We start from the raw sequence: 22,109 nt of genomic DNA on the forward strand, positions 1-22,109 counted from the left end.
AGACCACCGCCGCATTCGGATGCTGGACACGACCATGGCGCGCCGGCCGTAACGCCGTCCACCCGATTCCGCGATGCTGGCCGAACTGCGGTCGACGCTACAGTCTCTGGCCGCCGGCGCCGTGGCGTTGCCGGAGTACTGGCGCAGTGGGGTCGTCTACAATCCGCTGTCCGCCAGGGCGATCCAGGATCCGTATCCCATCTACGCGCGGTTGCGTGCGCACTCCCCGGTGCACCGCAGCCGGCTGCTGGAAGCCTGGGTGTTCACCCGCTACGCCGACGTGGAGGCCATCCTTCGCGACTACAAGCGGTTCTCGAACATGCCCTCCAACCGCAGGGCGCCGCGGCGGCGACAGATGGCCGTGCCGCCGCGGGCGGACTGGACCATGCTGTTCTTCGACCCGCCCGAACATACCCGCCTGCGAGCGCTGGTCAACCAGGCGTTCACGCCGCGGGCTGTGGCTGCCCTGGAACCGCATATCCGGACGATCATGGGGGAGCTGCTCGACGACATGGAGGACCCCGCGAGATTCGACCTGATGACGGCGGTGGCCAACCCCCTGCCGGTGATCGTGATCGCCGAGATGCTGGGGGTGCCGCCCGAAGACCGAGCCCGCTTCAAGCACTGGTCGGATGCGCGCGCGCGACTGCTCGAACCGACGATCACCGCCCACGAGAGAGAGCGGGCCGCGGCCGCCGGCGAGTCGCTGGACGCCTACTTCATGCCCATCATCCAGGCCCGGCGCCGTGAGCCCAGAGACGACATCGTCAGCGCCCTCGCCCAGGCGGAGGAAGAGGGAGATTCCCTCACCGAGCGCGAGATGTTGCTGATGCTGCGCCTCCTGCTGATTGCCGGTAACGAGACCACCACGAACCTGATCGGCAACGGCGTGCTGGCGCTGCTGCGGCACCCGGAGCAACTCGCGCTTCTGCGGGAGGACCCGAGCCGGATACCGGCGGCAGTCGAAGAGTTGCTGCGTTTCGACACCCCGGTGCAGCTCGATATCCGGGCCGTGCTGGAAGACTGCGAGATGCACGGCGTTGCGCTGCGGCGCGGCGACGGCGCCATCCTCGCCATCGGCGCGGCCAACCGCGACCCGGAGGTGTTCGACGACCCGGAGCGGCTCGACGTCCTGCGTTCCCAGGGCAGCAACATCTCGTTCGGACGCGGCGTCCACCACTGCATCGGCGCGCCCCTGGCCCGCCTGGAGGGACGCATCGCCCTGGAGATGCTCCTGGAGCGCTATTCGTCGCTGCGGCTGCTCACGGACCGCCCCACATTCCGCCGAGGGGTCGTGCTGCGCGGGCTCGAGTCGCTGCCGGTCGCCGCCGTCCCGGCCTCGAGGACCTGTTGAGATCGCCACGGGCGGCCCTGGTGAGAACCATCCTCACGGCGGTCGCCCTCCACGGCGTGTTCACGGTCGGCCTCCCGGCGCTGATCCTCCAGCGTGCCCAGCGGATCCCTCAACTCGCGGCGGACGTCGGGCAACTTCGTTGGCTGGGAGCGGCGCTGGCGGTCTTCGGCATCTACCTCTACGTGTGGTCGGCCGCGTGCCTGAAGGAGGAACCGGACCTGCGGCGCGTCTTCGGAGCGCAATTCGATGCCTACTGCCGCAAGGTGCCCAGGTGGATTCCGCGGCTGCGCCGTTCCACCCGCCGAACGTGATCCCACCCACCCTCAATCGCGCCGCAGTCTGTTTACGAGGTCGCGAGGACGCACGACCGTAACGCCTCGCCACGAGGAGACAGCGAGAAAGTCGAGATCGCCGCTCACGACATACTTGGCCTTCCCCGCCACTGCACAGGCGAGAAACTTGTCGTCGTCCGCGTCCCGGCAGACTGCTTCCGGAAGAGGCGGCGCCACAACCAGCCTCGCCGCGGCGGCAACCAGCTCCAGTGCCGGCCCAAGCTCTACGTCCGGAAACTGCCGAGACAGCCGGTCACCGACCCGGACGTATTCCGCAACGATTTCTCGAGAGACAAGAACGTCGATCACGCCGTCGCGCCAAGCGGACAGGACGTTTCTTGGAGCACCGCCGAAGAACACCCCCGACACGAAGACGTTCGTGTCGACGACGACTCTCACGTCGAGCGCACGGCCTCGATTGCTGCCGCAACATCCGACCGACGCATGCCGGCGCGGCGTGCGGCCTCACGTGCGCGTGTGACGATCGCGTCGAAATCTCGCATGGCCGGCGCACGGACCCGTTGGAGCACAATCGTGTCGACATCGCCGAGGACGACGAACTCGGCGCCAGGATCGAGCCCCAACTGCCGCCGGATCGCCTCTGGAATGACGACCTGCCCCTTCGAGGACAGTCTCGTCGTGGTCACGTCCTTCATGCCCATGCCGGTATCTTACCAGTAAGAGAGTGCCTCATCCCCCGGCTTCCGGGCGGGGCACCATGGGGCGGGCGGCTGGCGCCGCGCGCCGGGTGCGCGGCCCGTTCATCACCGTCCCGATCACGGTGTAGCGCACGCCCACCTGGTAGACGACCAGCAGACCGGCGACGATCGTCGCGCTGATCAGCAGGAACTTCGCGTGGATGTTGATCGGCCAGGTCACGACCAGCATCTGCGCGGCGATCACGAGCGGCAGATGGGTCAGGTAGAGCCAGTAGGAGGCATCCGACAGATAGCGCACCCAGAATCGTTCCCGCGCGAAGATCCAGCGAAAAAGCCCCATCGATCCGAAGCACATCAGCCACGCGAAGGCGACCTGCACCACCGCGGCCACGGCCCAGACCCAAGGCGCGCCCGTGTACTCGAACCCCTCGTCGTAAAGGAGGGCCACGCCGGCGGGAAGCAGCAGCAACAGGGAGGGCACGATGGCGACGGCCCACCAGCGCCGCACCGCGATGTCCCGCTGGCGGAAGAACACGCCGAACGCGAAGAACGCGGCGTAGTATGCGAACACGCGGCCGGCGGGGAGCAGGCCGTCTTCCGTGTCGGGACCGAACGCCAGCTCGTGCATCACGTATTGCGGTACGACGGTCAGCGGCACCAGCAGCCACCACGCCGGATGGCGGAACGTCAGCCCCAGCCTGACGGCGACGGTGAACGTGGCCGCAAACAACAGCAGGTACCACAGGAACCAGAGATGGTGCAGCCCGCCCGCCCACGCCAGCAGCCAGTCGAGCGGCCCAAAGTCGGCGCCGGCTTCCAGCCAGACGATGGCCGGGACGACGGTGAACATGCCGGCCACCAGCGGGAGGCCGAGGCGATTCAGACGATGCCGCCACAGGCGCTGCAGCCCGCGCGACTGCCACAGCATCGCCGTGAAGAAGCCGCTGAGCAGGAAGAACAGCGGCATCCGGAAGCCGTGAATCAAGGACAGGATCCAGGCATAGACGTTGGCTTCCGGCGCGGTCTCCCAGGCCCACGCCTCGTGCACCGGCCAGTACTCGACCGGCACGAGAAAGACTCCCGCGTGCAGCAGGATCCCCAGCAGCATGGCGAAGCCCCGCAGCGCGTCGAGATCGTGAAACCGCGTCGTGTTGGTGCCGGCCTGTGTCGCCATAGCCCGAAAATCCTCGCCTGACGCTCCGCTTTGCGCCCAGCCAAGCCTGTCCAGAAGTCTACGCCGTTCGACGGCGCAGCCCGCCGGCTCGATTGTAGAAGATGGATCGACCGGCCGGCGGATTGTCTCTATAATGCCGACCCACGGCAAACCCGTCCGAGCGAGGTGCGATCATGACCACGCGATCCCTGCCGGCCCTGTTTCTCTCGGCGGCTTTACTGATCGGCCTCGCGGCGACGGGCGCCTGGACGCCGGCCCTCGCGCAGGACGACGTCCCCGCGCTGCTGCAGGACTACGTCCCGGTGACCGACGAGATGCTGCGCGATCCGCGTCCCGAGAACTGGCTCACCTTCCGCGGCGGCTACAGCCTCTGGGGTTACAGCCCGCTCGATCAGATCGACGCGGATACGGTCGGCGGCCTGCAACTGGCCTGGTCGCGCTCGATGACCGAGGGCTACCAGGAGGTGGAGCCGATCGTCTACGACGGCGTGATGTACTTCCCGCACGTCGAGGACCGCGTGGAGGCGGTCGACGCGACCACCGGCGACCTGCTCTGGGAGTACCGGCGCTTCACGCCCGACGAGCCGTGGAACACCACCGGTACGCGCGCGCGCTACCGCAACGTCTCGATCTACGACGACAAGATCTATGTCGCCACCAACGACGCGTTCCTCGTGGCGCTCGACGCACGGACCGGCGCGCTGGTCTGGGAATCGCAGCGCGCGAACTGGCGCGAGCAGGTGGCGCAGACCACCGGGCCGATCATCGTCGACGGCATGGTGGTGACCGGCTCGCGCTGCAACCCGTCGAGCCCGCGGCCGGGCGGCTGCTTCATCACTGGCCACGATCCGCAGACCGGCGAGGAGCGCTGGCGGGTGAACACCGCGGCGACGCCCGATCAGGCGGGCGGCGACACGTGGGGCGGCCTCGCGCGCTCGGCCCGCCGCCACACCTCCGCGTGGATGCAGGGGAGCTACGACCCCGACCTCGGCCTCGTCTTCTGGGGCACCGGACCGCCGTCGCCGCTGCCGGAGCCGCTGCGCGGATCGGGCAAGGCCGACCTGCTCTACACCAACTCGACGCTCGCCCTCGATCCGCAGACCGGCGAGCTGGTCTGGTACTTCCAGCACCTGCCGCGCGACAACTGGGACCTCGACCATGTCTTCGAGCGGTTCATCGTCGAGACCGAGGTGTCGCCCGACCCGTCCGAGGTGCCCTGGATCCATCCGGACCTGGTGCCCGGCGAGACCCGCAAGGTGATCACCGGCATTCCGGGAAAGACCGGCCTGGTCTGGACGCTCGACGCGGCGACCGGGGAGTTCCTCTGGGCGCGGCCGACCGTCTACCAGAACATCATGACCGGCCTCGACGTGCGGACCGGCCGGCCGATCATCGACGAGAGCACCACCCCCTGGTCGGTCACCGACCCGGTGCTCGCCTGCCCGCACCTGCTCGGCGGCAAGAACCAGCCGTCGGGGGCCTACAGCCCCGACACCGGCGCGATGTACATGCCGATGAACAACTCGTGCATGGATCTGTCGATGTCGGTAGAGGTGGCGGGCCCGAGCGACGGCTACGACGTCCGCGCCGTCGTGCGCCACCACCCGGAGCTGGACGCCGACACGACGCCGGTCGGCCGGCTGCAGGCCATTTCGGCCTCGACCGGCCGCACGCTCTGGCAGTACGAGCAGCGCGCGCCGATCTACGGTTCGGTCCTCGCCACCGGCGGTAACCTGGTCTTCTCCGGCGACACCATCCGCCGGTTCCGCGCCTTCCACGCCGAAACGGGCGACATCCTCTGGCAGACCATCCTGAACGGCCCGGTGAGCGGCCGCCCGATGAGCTACAGCGTGAACGGCCGCCAGTACGTCGCCATCCCGGCCGGGGGGATCACGCAGGGAGCCAGCTTCCTGCGGATCACGCCGGAGTTGACGACGTCGACCGGGAGCAACACGCTGTTCGTGTTCGCCCTGCCTTGAGACCCATCACTCCGAACGGGGCGCAACCGGCGGTGGTTTCCTGATGAAGCCCAGGTAGACGTAGGACGCGACCAGAACGGCGACCACGACGAGTCCGACATTGCCGAGGGTAGGATTCACTTGCAGTCCCAGGAACAAGGCGAACGAGAACGCGAGGTAGAGACCGACGATGGCGGCGAAGTGAGCGAGGATCTTCTGCATGATCAGTCTCTCCTCACCTTCCATGCGATAGCCGGGGGTGCCGACCCGGAAACGGGGACACTGCAATTGCCGGACGTTCCTGAGAGTTGCGAGCAAGCACAGAACCGCACCCGTCGATGACCGACTAGAACACGATGCGCAGCCCGAGCTGGGCCTGCCGCGAAGCCCCCACGAGCGCGCTGGCGAGGCCGAACTCCGGGTTCGGTGTCATGCCGTCGTGCTCGAAGACCTCCTGCTGGTCGGCATGCTCGACCCGGAACGCGCCCGTGTTCAGGAGGTTGAAGACCTCGAAGAGCCCCTCGACGCGCGCCCCGCCGATCTGGAAGCGTCGGGTCACCCGCAGATCGAGGTTGGTCCAGGGGGCATTCCGCTCGCCGTTCACCGGCGCGAGCGCGCCGTCCACCACGGCCCGGGTCTGGGCGCCGTGCGGACCGACGGCGAAGCCGGGGTGGTTGTGGAATCCCACCGCCGGATCGAGCGCGGTGAAGGGCGAGCCCGACTGCGCCGTGAAGATGCCGCTCGCGGTGATGTCGAAGGGCAGGGAGAAGACGCCGCTCGCCACGAAACGGTGGGGGACGTCGCGGATCGAGAGTCCCCAGTCGTAGTCCGGGTCCGTGGGGTCGGTCAGGGTCAGGCTGCCCGAGCGCTCGTTGTCGTCGTTCGAGCGGTCGCGCGACCAGGTGTAGTGCGCCTGGAACTGCACGCCGTCGCGGAAGCGCCGGCGCAGCGCGGCGGTGAGCGCCAGGTAGTCGGACCGGGCCGGCGACGCGCGCACCAGGATGGGCCCGTAGGCCGGGTTGATCCGCTGGCCGGAATACACCGGGCGTCCGAAAGCGTCGCGCGTCGGTGCCGGGACGTTGGCGTCGAAGTTCGAGGCGAGCGCGTCGCTCCGGGCATGCAGCAGATCGAGCGAGGCGGCGAGGTCGCCGCGGATCTCCCGCTCGTACCCCAGGTTGACGCGGATGGTCCGGGGATCCTCGAAGCCAGGATCGAAGTGGCTGAGCGCGGGGATCAGGCCGCGCGGCGGGCTGTCGTTGTCGATGGGAGCGCCCAGCGGCACGAAGCCCGTCTCTCCCGGCGACACGATGGCGTTCCCGTAGCGCGGATAGATGCCGGTGTCGCTGTGGGCGGTTGAGAACAGCAGTGTCGGCGTGCGGGCGTAGAAGACCCCGCCCGCGGCCCGGACGACGCTCCCCGGGTCGGGCGACCAGACCAGCCCGGCGCGGGGCGAGAAGTTGTCGAGGTCGTTGGGGATGCGCCGCCCCTGCGGGAGCACGTGCTCGATCACGCCGGGGTTTACCGTGCCGTCCCAGCGTGCGCCGACCTGCAGGGTGAGACGCCGGTTCGGGCTCCACGAGTCCTGGACGTAGGCGCCGAGAATCTGCTGGGAGACCACGAAGTTGGGGTTCTCCATGCTCCCGAAGAAGATGACGGCGCGGGCGGGGTTGCCGGCGGCGAAGTCCTGCAGCGTATCGAAGTCGTAGGCCCCGTCGGCATTGCCCACGAAGAACTCGCTCAGGGCGTCGTGGCTCAGCGAGAAGCCGGTGCGAAGCTCGTGGTTCCCCGAGACGAACGAGAACCGCTCCTGGATCTCGACCTTCCGCTCGTCGTTGGTGACCGGCAGCCACCAGGGCTTGCCGAAGGAGCCGAACGACGGGTTGTAGATCGCGAAATGGGCCTGCAGCGCGCTGCCGGGCAGGTGCGAACGCCGGTCGAAGTCGTCGTAGGCATACTGGATGCGGAGCTCGTTGACCCCGTTCTCGCCGACGACCGAGACGACCGAGCCTACCGTGGAGTGGCTCTTCACGAACCGCCGCGATTCTTCCCCGACGAAATCCGACACCCGCGCGTAGTCCGTGTAGTTGTAGCGCAGCGCGAGCGCGTGCCGCTCGGTCGCGCGGTGGTTCAGCTTGCCGAACAGGATGAGGTTGTCGGTTTCCCGGAGGAAACGCCCGCTCGCGGTGCGGCCGCGTGCGGGGTCGGCGGCGGGGATCCCGTCGGCGTTGGGCAGGTAGCCGGCCACCAGCTCGGGAAAGGCGGCTAGAACCGCGTCGTACTGCCCGCGCCCGCGGATGTCCCGAAGGAAGGGCTGGTTCTGGGCGGTCTGGTCGTAGGACAAGAAGAAGTGGGTTCGGTCGCGCCGGATCGGACCGCCGAGGGACGCGCCCCAGTTGTAGCGGCGGAACTCGTCCACCTCGTAGCGGGAGTCGTCCGCGGGCACGCCGCGCGCGGCGTCGAGCGGCGACCGCGGCAACCGGGCCGCCAACTGATCGTCGCGCAGGAAGAGGACGCCGGAGCCGGACAGCTCGTTGGTGCCGCTCTTGGTGATCACGTTCATGGCGCCCCCGCCCGAGCGGCCGGCCTCGGCGGAGTAGCCGCTGGTAACCACCTGGAACTCCTGCACGGATTCCTGCGCCACCAGGGCGCCCCCGCCCTCCCGCGCCAGTCCGCCCCGCCCGAAGCCGAAGAAGGCGCTCTTCGCGTCCGCACCGTCGATGGTGAGTCCCGAGTTCACGGCGCGCTGTCCGCTCAGCGAGATCCTTCCCCTGGCGTCCACCTGAACGGTAGGTTTCAGGAGGGCGAACCGCACGAAGTCGCGGCCCGAGATCGGCAGGTTGGCGATCTCGCCCTCGGTCACGTAGCCGGCGACCCCGGTCCGGCCCACCTCCAGCAGCGGCGCCTGCCCGGTAACCACCACGGTCTCTTCGACCGCGGCCAGGCCGAGCTGCAGGTCCACGTCGAGGCTCTGCCCGACGAGCAGGCGGACGCCCTCGCGCCGGATGGTGCGGAAACCGGCCAGCGACGCCACGAGGTCGTACTCCCCGCTGGGAACCGCGCGGAGGGCGAAGAAGCCCCCCTGGCTCGTGACCGCCGTGCGGCGCTGGCCGCGCTCGAGGTCCACGAGCTCGATGGTCACTCCCGGCAGGCTCGCGCCCGTGCCGTCGCTCACGAAGCCCTGCACCGACGCGAGCGACTGCCCGGCGGTCGTCGCGGGGGCGGCAAGCGCGAGGGCGAGCACCGCGGCGGCGAGCGCCCGTACCCGCCGTCGACTGTCGAGTGGAGGATGCAGAATCACTGTTCGTGTTGTCCCGTATATACGGGACAATGCTACTCCACACGTCCTTGCGGGGCGGGCAGGCCCGGGCTTCCCGGTCCGCCTGGGCCTACGACGCGCCGGACCCGATCTCCACGTGGACGCTGTAGTGGGTGAAGCTCTGCCCCCGAGCGTCCAGCTCGACCGGTCTCGTCTCTCCCGGCGCCATATCCGCTCGGGGCGTGGGACCGAGTTCGACACCGTTCGACAAATGGACTTCGACACGAACCTGTGCGACTGTCGCAGTCGTCGTGTTCTCGACCGTGCCGGTGAACATCTGCTGCGTGCTGTTGTAGCCGATGACCAACCTGACCCCGGCGCGAACCTCCGTGGCCGTCTCCGATGTCGCATACTGCGTACCGGATTCGCCCGACTCGCCCCCTTGCCCTTCGGGTCCATGCACTTCGCTTGGCTCCGTTGGCCCGCCGTTGCAGTTGATGGAGGCAAGGGCGGCGACGATGACGACCACTCCCAGCAGCTTCATCTCGGTTCTCCGCGATCCTCCGGGCACGGCGGGTGCCGGGAGTGGTGGAACGATTCGGCGCGCATTCGACGGCGTGTCCATGCGAAGTGTCCTTTCTGCGCGTGTTGCCTCGGGACTCGGGCTGCACGCACCACCTCACCTGGAAGCAAGAGTCACGCCAGACGCTCACAGCCGGGAAACAACGGGGTTCCCCGCGGCCCCCGCGCGACTTGCTGCGCCGGGGACGTACGAACCGTCCACTGGGGAGGTCACTCCAGCAACGCGGCCGGTGGTCCTCCCGGAGCAGCGGGGCCGCCCTATCCGGGTGCGATCCCCTTGAGGGCGAGTTCGACGTTCTCCTGCGCTTCGCGCACGACGTCGGAGTATGCCTCCTTGTCCAGGTAAACCTGGAGCACCTCGAGGCGGACCCTGGTCTTGATCAGGTAGCTCTCGGCGAGCGACGTGTTCGTCATGACGCGAACAGGTCGAAGACGTCGCCGGGCTTGTAGTCGGGCTTCAGATCCCAGTACCAGGCGTTGCCCACCCAGATGCGTCTGGAGCCCAGCTCCCGCATAGCGGACGGGGAGACGGTCGAGCGCGCAGTCGAGACAGCCGGTCGGATCGAACAGGATGCGGGCGTCCTCGGTCATGTCGAGCAGCAGCATCGAGCCGCGCTCGAGTTCCGAGGGGGTCATCAGGACGGGCGACAGCTCGGGGAGCAGACCGGCGGCCGCGGCGGCGGCGAGGCGGTCGGCCAGGACCTCTTCGACGGCGCGGAAATCGCGTACTCGGAGAGCGTGCCGATCCGCCAGGCCTTTCGCAACGACGAGCAGATCGACGTCCGAGTCCGGCCGCGGCATGCCTCGGCCGACCGATCCGTATACCGCGACGGAAACCAGACTACCCCCGTAGTGGCCCCTGCAGGCCACCAGCAGATCGACAAGCAACCGGTCGTACGCCGCGTGCATGCCCGATTATAGGGGGCGCGGCCGCGTCGCCCTATCGGTCTGCGCGCCGAGGGCCATGTGGCGACCGACCGCCGGCCCGCCGTCGAAGGACGGTGGCCTAATCGAAGCGGAGCGCACGCATCGGATCGACGCGGGCCGCCCGCCGCGCCGGGAGCCAGCAGGCGACCAGCGCCACGGCAACGAGCACCAGCGGTGCCCCGAGGAACGTCGGCAGGTCGCTAGCGGTGACGCCGTACAGCAGGCGCTCCAGGACGCGACTCGACGCGGCGGCGGCAAACATCCCGAGCACGCCGCCGGCCACGACGAGGGCCGCGCCCTGCCGGACCACCAGTCCGAGGATGTCGCCGCGGCGAGCCCCCAGCGCCATGCGGATTCCGATCTCGCCCCGGCGTTGCGCCACCGTGTAGCTGAGCAGGCCATAGATGCCGAATGCGACGAGGAGCAGGGCGAGTCCGGCGAACGACCCGACGAACACCGCTTGGAAGCGCGGTTGCGCGACAGCGGTCGACAGCCGTGCCTCCATCGTCGTCACCGGGCCGAGCGTCACTTGCGGGTTCGTTACCGTTGCGGCTTCGCGGAGAAACGGAATCACTGCCAATGAATCGCCGGTCGTCCGGATAGTGGCAAACACCCGTGAGCTGAAGCCGAAGAACCTCTGGCCACCGACCTGAGCCAGCGGGAAGAACGCTTCGGCCCGAGGTTCCGCCGCGAGCTCGAGCCCCCCGTACACGATGTCCTCCACGATGCCGATTACCTCCCAGGGCTCGTCGCGATCCGCGATCGACACGCGCTGACCAACTGCCGGCTCGCCACCGAAGAGCTCGCGGGCCAGCGTCTCGTTGGCCACCAGAACGCGGGGGCTCCCCGGTCCATCCAGACGGGTGAAGGTGCGACCGGCGCGGAGGCGGAATCCCATCGCCTCGAAGTAGCCGGGACTTGCGACCTGAAGCTCCGTTCGCACCATCTCGTTCGAATCGCTCAGCATGGGAGTACCGGCCGGGCGGAGCGGCCCGACGCTTGGCCGGTTCCTCTCGAAGGGCAGGCTCCACGACAACCCGAACGCCTCGACATCCGGGAGGGGCTCCAGACGCGTGGTCATCTCGTCGAGAAGCCGTACCTGGAATCCGTGATGCGATGCCCGTAGTTCCGAGAACGCTTCCGGCGTGGTGGAAGGCCGGCTCGGCATCGGGTTGCGGACGTCCGTGCTGACCACGTTGGCCGGGTCGTAGCCGCGGTCGAACGTGACGAGCTGCACGAAGCTGCGTAGCAGCAGCCCCGCGCCGATCAGCAGCACGAGCGTGAGCGCCACCTGCGCGGTGGCCAGCCCCGCCCGCGCCCGGTTCGACCGCAGCAAGCTGAAGCCGCCCGCCGACTGCGCGCCTCCCTCGTTCAACGCGGGCACCAGACGGACTCGCGACCATTGGAACACCGGCGCCGCACCGAACAGCAGCCCGACGACGACCGACAGGCCCGCGGTGAACCAGAGCACCACCGTGTCGATTTCCACTTCGTCGAGCCGGGCGACTTCGACCGGAACAATCGCAGGGGCCGCGCGCAGGACGATGGCCGCCGCAGCCAGGCCGAGCACGCCCCCGCTCAGGCTCAGCGCCATGCTCTCGGTCAGGAGCTGCCGCGCCAGCCGACCCCTGCCGGCGCCGAGCGCCGCACAGACGGCCAGCGTCCGCCAACGGGTCACCCCGCGCGCGAGAAGCAGCCCCGCGACATTGATGCAGGCGATCAACAAGACCAGCGCCGTCGCCGCAGCCAGCGCCAGCAGCGCGGGCCGATACTCGCCGACCATCTCCTCCAGCAACGGAACCACGCGGACGTCGATCTCGGGAGTCTCTCCCGCCGGCTGGTTCCGTCTCACCCGTGCGATAAGGTCGTCGCTGCTCCGCTGCAGGATGGTGCGAGCCTCCGTGGCGGCCTGCGCCGGCGACACGCCGGGACGGAGCCTCCCGAGTGCGTTGAACGACGCCAGGAGGACCAGCCGCTGCTCCGCCGGACCTTCCATGCTCGGCGGCGTGAATGGCGGGATGACGTAGGGCGTCCAGAACTCGCTGTCCGGATTCGGGAACCGGATGCCCTCGGCGAGCACGCCGACGACGGCGTGCGGGTCGCCGTCGAGGTCGATCAGGGTCCCGACGATGTCCGGATCCGACGCGAAGTGCCTCGCCCAGGCGCCGTGGCTGAGCAAGACGACGCCGTCCGCCCCGACGCGCGCCTCCTCCTCCGTGAAGAGCCGTCCGAGGTGCGGCGCCGCTCTCAGCAGCGGGAACAGCGAAGGCGAGACCCGGGCGCCGGACAGCGTGGCGCCGTCCAGGCTCGCCAACTCCGCGGAGCGTTCCTGGTAGGCGGCGAGTTGCTCGAACGACTCGGCGCTCTCCTCGAGCAGGGGCATCGAGCGGTTCGACAGCCGCATGTCGGACACGCCCCTCAGCCCGGACGACTCGCCGATGCGCACGATTGCGCCGGCGTCCGGGTACGGCAGCGGGCGTATCAGCATGCCATAGACGATGCCGAACATCGCCGTGTTGGCGCCGATCCCCAGCGCCAGCACGAGCACCACCGCGGCCGTGAAGCCAGGACTACGCGCCAGTCCTCGGACGGCGTGGCGCGCATCCCGCCCCAGTTCGTCGAGCCAGCGCCAGCTCCAGACGTCGCGGGTCCGTTCGCGGATCAAAGTCGCGTTGCCCAGCCGGCGACGCGCGGCTCGCGAGGCGTCGCTCCCGGAGAGGCCGGCGTCGCGCTGTCGTTCCCCTTCCAGCTCCAGGTGCAACCGCAATTCCTCCTGCAGGTCCGCCTCGGCCTGGCGGCGGCCGAGGTACGGCACCAGCCGGTAGAGCCACACCGGCCACTTCACCGCAACACCCCGCTCACTCCTCGACCTCCGCGGGGCGCATGACACGTCCGACCGCCTCGACCATCCGCTCCCACCTGGTCGCTTCCTGCACGAGTTGCCGGCGACCCCGTTCGGTGAGGGCGTAGAACTTCGCCCGCCGGTTGTTCGTGGAGACGCCCCACGTTCCGGTTATCCAGCCTCGCTTGAGCAACCGATGCAGCGCCGGATAGAGCGACCCGTGGTCCACCTGCAACACATCGTCGGACGCCCGCTCGATGGTGACCGCGATCTGGTGTCCGTGCGCCGGACCCGGCCGGAGCGTCTGCAGGATCAGCATGTCCAGCGTGCCTTGCAGCAGTCCGAGCTGGTCGTCGTCGAGGGGTGGTGGTGCCACGGCGCTCTCCACAGGTAGATGATCTACTAGAGTAGCAGCGACAGGTAGAATGTCAAGGGGACAGCGCACACCACCTCGATTGCGAAACCGGACCGTCTGCAGGCGGAGAGTGCTACGCTGTTCGTGCGGCCGCGACCGGCCTCCGCGGCGCGCAGCACGATCCGCGGAGAACGCGCAACCGCCGATCGCCGTCCGAGCAGGGAGTCCACGATGCTTCGAATCCGAGCGCGCGACCACGGAAAGACATCCCGCACGGTGCGTCTGGCCTGTCTCGCCGGCGCCGCCGGCCTCCTGGCCGCCGTAGCTGCCGGGCCGACCCTGTCCGCCGAGGATTGGCCCCAGTGGCGCGGCGCCGAGCGGCTCGGCATCTGGACCGAGACCGGCATCCTGCGCGAGTTTCCCGACGAGGGCCTCACCGTGAAGTGGCGGGCGCCGGTCAACGGCGGCTACGCCGGTCCGGCGGTGGCCGACGGCCGGGTGTTCGTCCTCGACTACGTGGAGACCGAGCCGCGCACGATGGACGGTACCGAGCGCATCCTGGCCCTCGACGAAGAGACGGGCGAGGTGCTCTGGACACACGAGTGGACCACCACCTATCGGATGCTGATGTTCACCTACGCGACCGGCCCGCGCGCCACGCCTACCGTCGACGGCGACCGGGTCTACGTGACCGGCGCGACGGGACGCATCCTCTGCCTCGACGCCGCCACCGGCGCGGTGATCTGGGAGAAGGACACGGTCGCCGAGTACGACACGAGCATCCCCATCTGGGGGACGTCGAGCGCGCCGCTGATCGACGGCGACCGCGCCATCTTCCTGGTCGGCGGCGAGCCGGACGCGCTGGTCATGGCCTTCGACAAGCACACCGGCGAAGAGGTCTGGCGCGCGCTGGAGACCCGCACCGAGATGGGCTACAACCAGCCGCGGATCATCGAGGCGGGGGGCGCCCGGCAGTTGATCGTCTGGCACCCGCGCGGGCTTTCGTCGCTCGATCCCGAGACGGGCGAGGTCTACTGGGAGGAACCGTTCGAGGGCCGCGCCAACATGACGGTGGCCGACGCGGTCCGCAGCGGCTCGTACCTGTTCGTGTCCGGCTTCTACACCGGCTCGATGATGATGCGGCTCGATCTCGACCGGCCGGCGGCGACGGCGCTCTGGAAGGACGGCACGAACCGCGTGCTCGAGAACGGCATCGAGGTCGCCGAGGAGACCGGGCTGCACTCGGTCATGACCACGCCGCTGGTGGTCGGCGACTACATCTACGGCATCGGCAGCCACGGGCAGGTGCGCGGCCTGCGGGCCGACACCGGCGAGCGGATCTGGGAAGCCGGGGGGTTGACGAACCGGAACCGCTGGGGTTCGGCCTACTTCGTGCAGCACGAGGACCGCTACTTCGTCTACAACGAGAACGGCGAGCTCATCATCGTCCGGTTCAACCCGGAGGGCTACGTCGAGCTCGACCGCACCCACCTGCTGAACCCGACGTCGCGCTCGGGCTACGGCGGGTCGCGGGCCGGCACCCGATCGCGGTACCGGCACGGCCAGAGCGACAGGCTCGTGGTCTGGGCGCACCCGGCGTTCGCCAACCGCCACGTCGTGCTGCGCAACGACGAGGAGGTCGTCCGGGTCTCGCTCGACGAAGCCGACTACCGATGAGACCTGGACGGCTGCTCGTCGTCAGCGCCGTTGCGGTCGTTCTGTGGGCGGCACCGGCGCGCGCCGGTCAACTGCCGCCGGGCCTGCTCGACCGCGCCGAGCAGGGCGACGCGGTGGCGCAGAACGAGCTCGGCAGCCGCTACTATGCCGGGCGCGGCGTGGAGCGGGACGATACAGAGGCCGCACGCTGGATCCGGCTCGCCGCGGCACAAGGCTACGCGCCCGCGCAGTACAACCTGGGGCTGCTCCACTTCCGGAACCGCGGCGTCGCCGGCAACGACGCGGAGGCAGCGCGGTGGTACCGGGCCGCGGCCGAGCAGGGCTATGCGCCGGCCCAGGCGGGCCTGGGCTATCTCCACATCTACGGCGCCGGCGTCGAGGAAGACCAGGTGCTGGCCTACATGTGGATCGAGCTGGCCTGGCGGGGCGCCGACAACGACTTCACGAAGCGGCTCTACGCCGGGCAGCGCGAAGAGCTGGCCGCGCAGATGACCGGCGACGACGTGATCGAGAGCCGCCGGCTTGCCGACGCGTGGCGACCGGCCCCGAGCCGCTGACCGGCTGGAGCGGTTGCAGCCCGTGTCACGCACGTGGACAAGCCCGCGCGGCGCGCGGGACCCGCGGCCGACCCGGCGCATGCGTCGGCCGCAACCCACTATGATGCGCACGTGACCAGCCACCGCAATCTGGCTCCATGACGTCACGCCAGGAGGTAGACATGAAGATCCGCCACGCACGCGTCCTGTTCTCGCTGCTGCTCGTCCTCGGCTTCGCGACGTTGGCCCTCGCGCAGACCGAGACCATCGATCCGACCCGCTTCGAAGAGGCCATCCAGGCCTTCGAGGCGGAGGACCGCGCCATGATGCCGCCCGCGGGCGCCATCGTCGTCACGGGCAGCTCGAGCATCCGGCGCTGGCATCCCACCCTGAAGCAGGACCTGGCGCCGCTCACGGTCATCCCGCGCGGTTTCGGCGGCAGCACGATGCAGGACGTGGAGCACTTCCTCGACCGCATCGTCCTCCCCTATGAGCCGCGCGCCGTCGTGATCTACGAGGGCGACAACGACACCGGCCGGTTCCGCGTCCCGCCCGCGGAGATCGCGGGCCGTCTCGAGGCCATCGTCGGGCGAATCCACGCCGCGCTCCCCTCGACGCGGGTCTACGTGATGTCCGTCAAGCCGAGCCTGGCGCGCGTGGCGGTGTGGGACAAGGCCCAGGAAACGAACGCCCTCTACCGGCGTCTGGCCGCCGACAACGACCTGGTGTCCTACATCGACGTCGCCACGCCGTTTCTCCGCGCGGACGGCAAGGTGATGGACGACATCTTCATCGCGGACGGCCTGCACCTGAACGAGAAGGGCACGCGGATCTGGGCGTCGGCCATCAAGGCGGCGCTGATGGCCGGCGAGGCGCGGCACGAGACGACCGACCAGTAGTCCGTGCGGCGTACGAACGGACGTGAGGCCGTCGGGCTTGACAGCGCCGGCCCGGTTGGCTTCTAATGCATTTGTAGATTGACGACAGGAGATGCCGTGCGATCGAAGACCGACCTGTTGCAAGGCACGCTCGACCTGCTCATCCTGAAGACGCTGGCCCTGCGTCCGCTTCACGGGTGGGGCATCGCCCAACGGCTCCAGCAGATCTCGGACGAGGTGCTGCAGGTCAACCAGGGCTCCCTCTATCCGGCGCTGCACCGGCTGGAGCAGCAGGGCCTGCTCGCCGCCACGTGGGGCAGCTCGGACAACAACCGGCAGGCGAAGTTCTACGAGCTGACCCGCGCCGGGCGCCGCCAGCTCGACGCCGAGACCGCGCACTGGACACGCATGTCGACGGCCATCGCGCGCGTGCTGGCGGAAACGTAGCGGGCCGAATGCACGCGGGAAACGTCTAACGAGGGTAGCGGGAGGCGAACTTTCGACGCCGAGATCCGTCTCTCTGGTTGTCACTGGCAGGAAACATGGACATCGCCCGACCCGACCTGGCACGCAAGAAGAAGCTCCGGCAGTCGCTGTATGCCGTGGTCTCGGTGATCGTGGTCGTACTGATCACGGTGGGCGTCTCGCGCCTCGAGCCCGCGGCGCCGCGCGTCGACCGCGACACCATCTACCTCGACACCGTGCAGCGCGGGCCGATGGTCCGGCAGGTGCGCGGCACCGGCACGCTGGTCCCGGAGCAGATCCGCTGGATCCCGGCGACCACCGACGGCACGGTCGAGCGGATCGTGATCCGACCCGGCGCCCTCGTGAGCCCCGACACCGTCATCGTCGAGCTGAGCAATCCGGAGGTGGAGCAGACCGCGCTCGAAGCCCGGCTCAACCTCGACGCGGCCGAGGCGCGCTACAGCAACCGGCAGGTCGAGGTGGAGCGCGACATCCTGAACCAGCAGTCGGCGCTCGCCACCGTGGAGGCGCAGCTCAAGACGGCGCGGCTGCAGGCGGACGCCGACGAGCAGCTCTTCGCGCAGGGCCTGGTCTCGTCGTTGGAGCTCCAGAAGTCGCAGGCGGCCGTGCAGGAGTACGACACCCGGTTCCGCATCGAGCAGGAACGGCTGCAGATGGCCACCGACACCGTGGAGGCGCAGCTCGCGGTCGAGCAGGCCGAGGTGGACCGGCTGCGGACGCTGCACGAGCTGCGGGAGCAGCAGGTGGCCGACCTGCACGTGCGGGCCGGGATGCCCGGCGTCCTGCAACAGGTGCCGCTCGACGAGGGGCAACGCGTCACGACGGGCACCAACCTGGCGCGGGTCGGCGACCCGACCGTGCTGAAGGCCGAGCTGCGCATCGCCGAGACGCAGGCCAAGGACATCCAGATCGGCCAGCCGGCGGCCGTCGACACGCGCAACGGCGTCATCCCGGGCCATGTCACGCGCATCGACCCCGCGGTCGAGAACGGAACCGTAACCGTCGACGTGGCCCTCGCCGGCGACCTGCCGCGGGGAGCCCGCCCGGACCTGACGGTGGACGGCACCATCGAGCTCGAGAGGATGGACGACATCCTCTTCGTCGGCCGGCCGGTGTTCGGGCAGGAGGAGAGCGTCGTCAGCCTGTTCAAGGTGGAAGCCGACGGGACTCACGCCGCCCGCGCACGCGTGAGCCTCGGCCGGGCCTCGGTCAACACCATCGAGGTGATCGAGGGCCTGCAGCCGGGAGACCGCGTGGTGCTGTCCGACATGTCGACCTGGGATCAGTTCGATCGCGTGCGTATCGAATAGGGCCAGTTCTCCCGAGCGACCCGAGCGTGCGGGAACCGGCCGGGGATGAAGAGCATCACGTCTGAACGGAGCGTGTCGAGATGAGCGAAGCGCCGGCCCTGATTCACCTGGAGAACGTCTCGAAGGTCTTCTATACGGACGAGGTCGAGACGCATGCCCTCGACGAAGTCACCCTCGACATCTATCCGGGCGAGTACGTCGCCATCTCCGGCCCGTCCGGTTGCGGCAAATCGACCCTGCTGTCGATCCTGGGACTGCTCGATTCGCCGACCGCGGGCGACTACACGTTGAACGGCCGGCCCGTGGCCCAGCTCAGCCAGGCCGACCGGGCGCGGACCCGCAACCGCGAGATCGGCTTCATCTTCCAGAGCTTCAACCTGATCGGCGACCTGACGGTCTACGAGAACGTCGAGCTGCCGCTCACCTACCGCGGGATGAAGCCGGCGGAGCGGCGCGAGCGGGTGACCGAGGCGCTCGAGAAGGTGGAGATGGCCCACCGGGCGAAGCACCTGCCCAGCCAGCTCTCCGGCGGCCAACAACAGCGCGTGGCGGTGGCGCGGGCCGTCGCCGGCCAGCCGTCCATCCTGCTGGCGGACGAGCCGACGGGGAATCTCGACTCGAAGAACGGCGAAGCCGTGATGGGGCTACTGCGGACGCTGCACGACGAGGGCTCGACCATCTGCATGGTGACCCACGACCCGCGCTACGCCGAGCACGCCATGCGGGAGATCCACCTGTTCGACGGACGCCTGGCCGTCGAAGCCGCCGCCTGAGACCCCGCGGCCGCGGCGGAGCCGCCGGTCGCCTGCCGGCGCTCACGATCGCGACGAAACGACCGCCTGCGCTCGCCGGAAGTAACCGGGGGCGTTGATTCGGGCGCAGAGGTCGAAGAATCGCGGCTGGGGCCCCGTCCAGCACAGCTCTTCGACGTCCTCGAAGACGGGGAGCGTGGTGCGCAACGTCGCCAGGTCGCGGAACAGCGCCGCTTCCTCTCGCGCAGCCGCGAGCGTACCGGCGAGTCTGGCCGCGCCGCGCACCTGCACCTCCCACGTCCCGGCGGCGTCGGGGATGTCCTCCAGGTGCGCGTAGCGGGCCAGGACGGTCGCGGCGGACTTGGCGCCCCAACCCTTCACCCCGGGAAACCCGTCCGCCGAGTCGCCCATCAGCGCCAGGTAGTCCGGAATCGACCGCGGGCCGACGCCGAACTTCTCGCGCACGCCGTCCGCGTCGCGGACGGAGCCGGACCGCCGGTCGAACTGCACGATGCGGCCGCCGTCGACCACCTGCGCGAGGTCCTTGTCGGGGGTGCAGACGAAGACCTGCTCCACCCGCCGATCGCCGGCGGCGCGGACCGCAGCGGAGGCGAGGGCGTCATCAGCCTCGTACCGCACGGTCTTCCAGACGACGACTCCCAGCGCCTCGAGCGCATCCTCCAGGGGCTGGAACTGATTCAGGATGTCCGGGTCGAGGCCCTCGCTGGACTTGTAGCCCGGCCAGAGTTCGTTGCGGAACGATTCGACGACGTGGTCCGTCGCGACCCCGATATGGGTGACGCCCTCCTCCAGCATCCCCAGCAGCGATCCGATCACGCCGCGCACCGCCCCGATCTCGATCCCGTCGGCGCTCGTCGTACGCGGGACGGCGTAGAAGTGCCGGAACAGCTCGTAGGTCCCGTCGACCAGAAAGACGTTCACGCCGCCATTCTGGCACGACCGCGCCGCAGCCGCGCGGCGGAGGGCCCCGGTCGCCCGTCCGTCTTCGGGCGCAGGCGGCTAGGAGCCTGCGCCGCAGAACGCAACGGCGCGAAGTTCTGCGACGCAGGGTCGTGGAGCGGGGGGATGGGCCGAAACGCGGAGCCAGCGAGGCGTTTCGGGGCGCTAGGCGACGCCCTGCTCTTCGGCCACCGCGGCGGATCGACCGCGCCGGGTGCCGCGTGGCTGTCGCGGCTCGACGAACGAGCTGAGCCGGTGGCTGAGCTGCGGGTCACGGAGCTTGCGCAGCGCCGCCGCCTCGATCTGGCGGATCCGCTCCCGCGTGAGCGAGAACTTCTCGCCGAGCTCGGCCAGCGTCGGCTCGGCGCCGTCGTTGAGGCCGAAGCGCATCCGGATCACCTCGCGCTCCTTCGGGCTCAGCGTCTCGAGCACGGACTCGGTCTGGCGCCGCAGGTCGAAAGCCACGGTGGCCTCGGCCGGATTGACCGCCTGGCGATCCTCGATGAAGTCGCCGAACTGGCTCTCGTCGCTGTCGCCGATGGGAGCATCCAGCGAGACGACGGTCTGGGCGATCTTGCGCGCCTTGCGCACGACCGACAGCGGCAGGTCCGCCCGCTCGGCCAGCTCCTGCGGCGTGGGCTCGCGGCCCAGGTCGCGGGTCAGCGTCTGCATCGCGCGATTGAGCTTGTTGAGCGTCTCGATCATGTGCACCGGGATCCGGATGGTGCGCGCCTGATCGGCGATCGCGCGGGTGATGGCCTGCCGGATCCACCAGGTGGCGTAGGTCGAGAACTTGAACCCGCGGCGGTAGTCGAACTTGTCGACCGCGCGCATCAGGCCGATGTTCCCCTCCTGGATGAGGTCGAGGAACGCCAGCCCGCGGTTCACGTACTTCTTGGCCACCGAGACGACCAGCCGCAGGTTCGCCTCGGTCAGCTCCTTGCGCGCCTGATCGCCTTCGATGACCCCCCGGCGAAACGCCTTCTGCACGGCCTTCAGGTTCTCGGTCGACTCGGTGATGCCCTCGCGCAGCGCGACCAGCTCCTGCTGTGCATCCTCGATGGCGGCGTTCGACACCGGCGCCGAAGTACGCAGCGCCGTCTGGGCCTGCCGCTTGCGCAGGCGCTCGACGCGGCGTTCGGCCTCCTTCAACGACGCGGCCGCCCGCTCGACCTTCTCGATGAGCTCCCGCCGCACGGCGGCGGTGAACGGCAGCCGGCGGATGGCGCGCGAGACGTCGATGCGGGCGCGGCCGATGCGCCACAGGGTCCTCGCCTGCACGCGCTTGCCGCTCTTGCGGATCGCGTCCCCCCGCCGCTCCCGCTTGCCGAGCTCCTTCAGCGCGGCGGCGACCTGATCCGCGTCCGTGACGAACCGCTTCGTGCGGCTCGCCAGGTGACGCTCGGTCAACTCGGTGTCGGGCAACGTCACGGTGTCGCGGAGCGTGCGCTCGCCCGCCTCGACCTCCCGGGCGATGACCCCGACGAAGTGCGCGACGAGCAGACTGCGCGACATCGCCTTCGTGATGCGCAACTCGCCCCGCTCGATGCGCTTCGCGATCGCCACCTCGCCCTCGCGCGTCAGCAACGGCACGCGACTCATCTGGCGCAGGTACGTCCGGACCAGATCCTGCCCCTGATCCTCTTCGTGCACCGGCAGCGCCTGCTCGGCGGCCGGAACCTGAGTGACCCGCGTCGCCGTCCGGCGCTTGACGTCCGGTTGCACCTGCTCGGCGCCCTCTACCTCGATACCCTGTCCCTCGAGCTCCTGCAGGAGCACGCTCACCTCCTCGACGTCGAGATCCGGCGGTGCGTGGTCGAGCACCTGGTCGAGCGTGAGGAAGCCGCGTTCCTGGCCAAGCGTCACGAGTGCGGTTACGATTTCCTGACGTTCCTGTATCAACAAGCTGATAGCTCTCCTTCAGATTCCTGTAAGATATGGACCGTCGCCGCAGTCGCAACCCCGGCGCAGCCCCTCCCGCGTACGCCGCCCTCTTGAGGGTAGGACGCCGACGGGGGGTTCACAGTTTCAGTTAAACCCATAGATTCTATCAGCACAGTGCAGGAATTGC

Annotated in this window: 19 protein-coding genes and 2 pseudogenes; 9 read left to right on the forward strand and 12 right to left on the reverse strand. The window is 69.3% G+C overall.

The window, feature by feature from the left end; translation table 11 throughout:
- Positions 1–73 precede the first annotated feature (73 nt).
- Together F4X11_10550 and F4X11_10555 are read left to right on the forward strand one after the other, a co-directional pair.
- Entirely contained in the window at positions 74–1,354 is a 1,281-nt protein-coding gene (locus F4X11_10550; GenBank protein MYN65454.1) for a cytochrome P450, read from the forward strand.
- A gap of 20 nt (positions 1,355–1,374) precedes the next feature.
- A complete protein-coding gene (locus F4X11_10555; GenBank protein MYN65455.1) occupies positions 1,375–1,665 on the forward strand; it encodes a hypothetical protein in 291 nt (96 codons plus the stop codon).
- Between the two features lie 12 nt (positions 1,666–1,677).
- Here F4X11_10555 and F4X11_10560 read toward each other — a convergent pair whose 3' ends face one another.
- Genes F4X11_10560 through F4X11_10570 form a run of 3 tightly spaced genes read right to left on the reverse strand, consistent with a single transcriptional unit; the run spans position 1,678 to position 3,519 of the window.
- Positions 1,678–2,085: a putative toxin-antitoxin system toxin component, PIN family gene (locus tag F4X11_10560; GenBank protein ID MYN65456.1), complete on the reverse strand. Its 408-nt coding sequence runs from the start codon at positions 2,083–2,085 to the stop codon at positions 1,678–1,680.
- A complete protein-coding gene (locus F4X11_10565) occupies positions 2,082–2,348 on the reverse strand; it encodes an AbrB/MazE/SpoVT family DNA-binding domain-containing protein (GenBank protein ID MYN65457.1) in 267 nt (88 codons plus the stop codon). The genes F4X11_10560 and F4X11_10565 overlap by 4 nt, the downstream gene beginning before the upstream one ends.
- Before the next feature lie 28 nt (positions 2,349–2,376).
- Positions 2,377–3,519: an acyltransferase family protein gene (locus F4X11_10570; protein ID MYN65458.1), complete on the reverse strand. Its 1,143-nt coding sequence runs from the start codon at positions 3,517–3,519 to the stop codon at positions 2,377–2,379.
- Positions 3,520–3,692: 173 nt separating this feature from the next.
- Between F4X11_10570 and F4X11_10575 the strand changes: the two genes are divergently transcribed.
- Complete coding sequence (locus F4X11_10575; GenBank protein ID MYN65459.1) at positions 3,693–5,498, forward strand: PQQ-binding-like beta-propeller repeat protein; 1,806 nt, start codon at positions 3,693–3,695, stop codon at positions 5,496–5,498.
- Positions 5,499–5,504: 6 nt separating this feature from the next.
- On the opposite strand, the gene F4X11_10580 is transcribed toward F4X11_10575, so the two are convergent.
- From F4X11_10580 to F4X11_10610, 7 genes and pseudogenes are all read right to left on the reverse strand, one after another.
- Complete coding sequence (locus F4X11_10580; GenBank protein ID MYN65460.1) at positions 5,505–5,699, reverse strand: hypothetical protein; 195 nt, start codon at positions 5,697–5,699, stop codon at positions 5,505–5,507.
- 124 nt (positions 5,700–5,823) lie between these two features.
- Positions 5,824–8,994 carry a TonB-dependent receptor gene (locus F4X11_10585; GenBank protein MYN65461.1) on the reverse strand — a complete coding sequence of 1,057 codons (3,171 nt, stop codon included), beginning with the start codon at positions 8,992–8,994 and terminating at the stop codon, positions 5,824–5,826.
- Positions 8,864–9,277, reverse strand: coding sequence for a hypothetical protein (locus tag F4X11_10590; GenBank protein MYN65462.1), 414 nt, complete (start codon positions 9,275–9,277; stop codon positions 8,864–8,866). The genes F4X11_10585 and F4X11_10590 overlap by 131 nt, the downstream gene beginning before the upstream one ends.
- Positions 9,278–9,585: 308 nt before the next feature.
- Positions 9,586–9,729 (reverse strand): annotated as a pseudogene (locus F4X11_10595) (DNA-binding protein).
- Positions 9,726–10,224: pseudogene (locus F4X11_10600) on the reverse strand (nucleotidyltransferase domain-containing protein). Before F4X11_10600 ends, F4X11_10595 begins: the two co-directional pseudogenes overlap by 4 nt.
- Before the next feature lie 97 nt (positions 10,225–10,321).
- Positions 10,322–13,087, reverse strand: coding sequence for an ABC transporter permease (locus F4X11_10605; GenBank protein MYN65463.1), 2,766 nt, complete (start codon positions 13,085–13,087; stop codon positions 10,322–10,324).
- Positions 13,088–13,100: 13 nt separating this feature from the next.
- Positions 13,101–13,403 carry a PadR family transcriptional regulator gene (locus tag F4X11_10610; GenBank protein MYN65464.1) on the reverse strand — a complete coding sequence of 101 codons (303 nt, stop codon included), beginning with the start codon at positions 13,401–13,403 and terminating at the stop codon, positions 13,101–13,103.
- Positions 13,404–13,670: 267 nt separating this feature from the next.
- On the opposite strand from F4X11_10610, the gene F4X11_10615 reads away from it, so the two are divergent.
- The 6 genes from F4X11_10615 to F4X11_10640 all read left to right on the forward strand — a co-directional run bounded on the left by F4X11_10615 (position 13,671) and on the right by F4X11_10640 (position 19,099).
- Positions 13,671–15,116, forward strand: coding sequence for a PQQ-binding-like beta-propeller repeat protein (locus F4X11_10615; GenBank protein MYN65465.1), 1,446 nt, complete (start codon positions 13,671–13,673; stop codon positions 15,114–15,116).
- On the forward strand, positions 15,113–15,673 hold the full coding sequence (locus tag F4X11_10620) for a sel1 repeat family protein (GenBank protein ID MYN65466.1): 561 nt from the start codon (positions 15,113–15,115) through the stop codon (positions 15,671–15,673). Before F4X11_10615 ends, F4X11_10620 begins: the two co-directional genes overlap by 4 nt.
- Before the next feature lie 137 nt (positions 15,674–15,810).
- A complete protein-coding gene (locus tag F4X11_10625; protein ID MYN65467.1) occupies positions 15,811–16,551 on the forward strand; it encodes a hypothetical protein in 741 nt (246 codons plus the stop codon).
- Positions 16,552–16,647: 96 nt separating this feature from the next.
- Positions 16,648–16,977 carry a PadR family transcriptional regulator gene (locus tag F4X11_10630; GenBank protein MYN65468.1) on the forward strand — a complete coding sequence of 110 codons (330 nt, stop codon included), beginning with the start codon at positions 16,648–16,650 and terminating at the stop codon, positions 16,975–16,977.
- A gap of 95 nt (positions 16,978–17,072) precedes the next feature.
- Entirely contained in the window at positions 17,073–18,326 is a 1,254-nt protein-coding gene (locus F4X11_10635; protein ID MYN65469.1) for an HlyD family efflux transporter periplasmic adaptor subunit, read from the forward strand.
- A gap of 80 nt (positions 18,327–18,406) precedes the next feature.
- Positions 18,407–19,099 carry an ABC transporter ATP-binding protein gene (locus F4X11_10640; protein ID MYN65470.1) on the forward strand — a complete coding sequence of 231 codons (693 nt, stop codon included), beginning with the start codon at positions 18,407–18,409 and terminating at the stop codon, positions 19,097–19,099.
- Positions 19,100–19,141: 42 nt separating this feature from the next.
- On the opposite strand, the gene F4X11_10645 is transcribed toward F4X11_10640, so the two are convergent.
- On the reverse strand, positions 19,142–20,020 hold the full coding sequence (locus F4X11_10645; GenBank protein ID MYN65471.1) for a flap endonuclease: 879 nt from the start codon (positions 20,018–20,020) through the stop codon (positions 19,142–19,144).
- A gap of 183 nt (positions 20,021–20,203) precedes the next feature.
- On the reverse strand, positions 20,204–21,943 hold the full coding sequence (rpoD, locus tag F4X11_10650) for an RNA polymerase sigma factor RpoD (protein ID MYN65472.1): 1,740 nt from the start codon (positions 21,941–21,943) through the stop codon (positions 20,204–20,206).
- Between the last annotated feature and the right edge of the window lie 166 nt (positions 21,944–22,109).

It is taken from the genome of Acidobacteriota bacterium, from assembly GCA_009861545.1.
Taxonomy (GTDB): Bacteria; Acidobacteriota; Vicinamibacteria; order Vicinamibacterales; family UBA8438; genus WTFV01.

What these genes read in the sequence shown, in the direction of transcription:
- F4X11_10580 (MYN65460.1), bottom strand. Translation starts at nt 5,699, where the DNA reads ATGCAGAAGATCCTCGCTCACTTCGCCGCCATCGTCGGTCTCTACCTC.
- F4X11_10570 (MYN65458.1), bottom strand. Translation starts at nt 3,519, where the DNA reads ATGGCGACACAGGCCGGCACCAACACGACGCGGTTTCACGATCTCGAC.
- F4X11_10590 (MYN65462.1), bottom strand. Translation starts at nt 9,277, where the DNA reads ATGAAGCTGCTGGGAGTGGTCGTCATCGTCGCCGCCCTTGCCTCCATC.
- F4X11_10615 (MYN65465.1), top strand. Translation starts at nt 13,671, where the DNA reads ATGCTTCGAATCCGAGCGCGCGACCACGGAAAGACATCCCGCACGGTG.
- F4X11_10620 (MYN65466.1), top strand. Translation starts at nt 15,113, where the DNA reads ATGAGACCTGGACGGCTGCTCGTCGTCAGCGCCGTTGCGGTCGTTCTG.
- F4X11_10625 (MYN65467.1), top strand. Translation starts at nt 15,811, where the DNA reads ATGACGTCACGCCAGGAGGTAGACATGAAGATCCGCCACGCACGCGTC.
- F4X11_10575 (MYN65459.1), top strand. Translation starts at nt 3,693, where the DNA reads ATGACCACGCGATCCCTGCCGGCCCTGTTTCTCTCGGCGGCTTTACTG.
- F4X11_10635 (MYN65469.1), top strand. Translation starts at nt 17,073, where the DNA reads ATGGACATCGCCCGACCCGACCTGGCACGCAAGAAGAAGCTCCGGCAG.
- F4X11_10565 (MYN65457.1), bottom strand. Translation starts at nt 2,348, where the DNA reads ATGGGCATGAAGGACGTGACCACGACGAGACTGTCCTCGAAGGGGCAG.
- F4X11_10550 (MYN65454.1), top strand. Translation starts at nt 74, where the DNA reads ATGCTGGCCGAACTGCGGTCGACGCTACAGTCTCTGGCCGCCGGCGCC.
- F4X11_10610 (MYN65464.1), bottom strand. Translation starts at nt 13,403, where the DNA reads ATGCTGATCCTGCAGACGCTCCGGCCGGGTCCGGCGCACGGACACCAG.
- F4X11_10640 (MYN65470.1), top strand. Translation starts at nt 18,407, where the DNA reads ATGAGCGAAGCGCCGGCCCTGATTCACCTGGAGAACGTCTCGAAGGTC.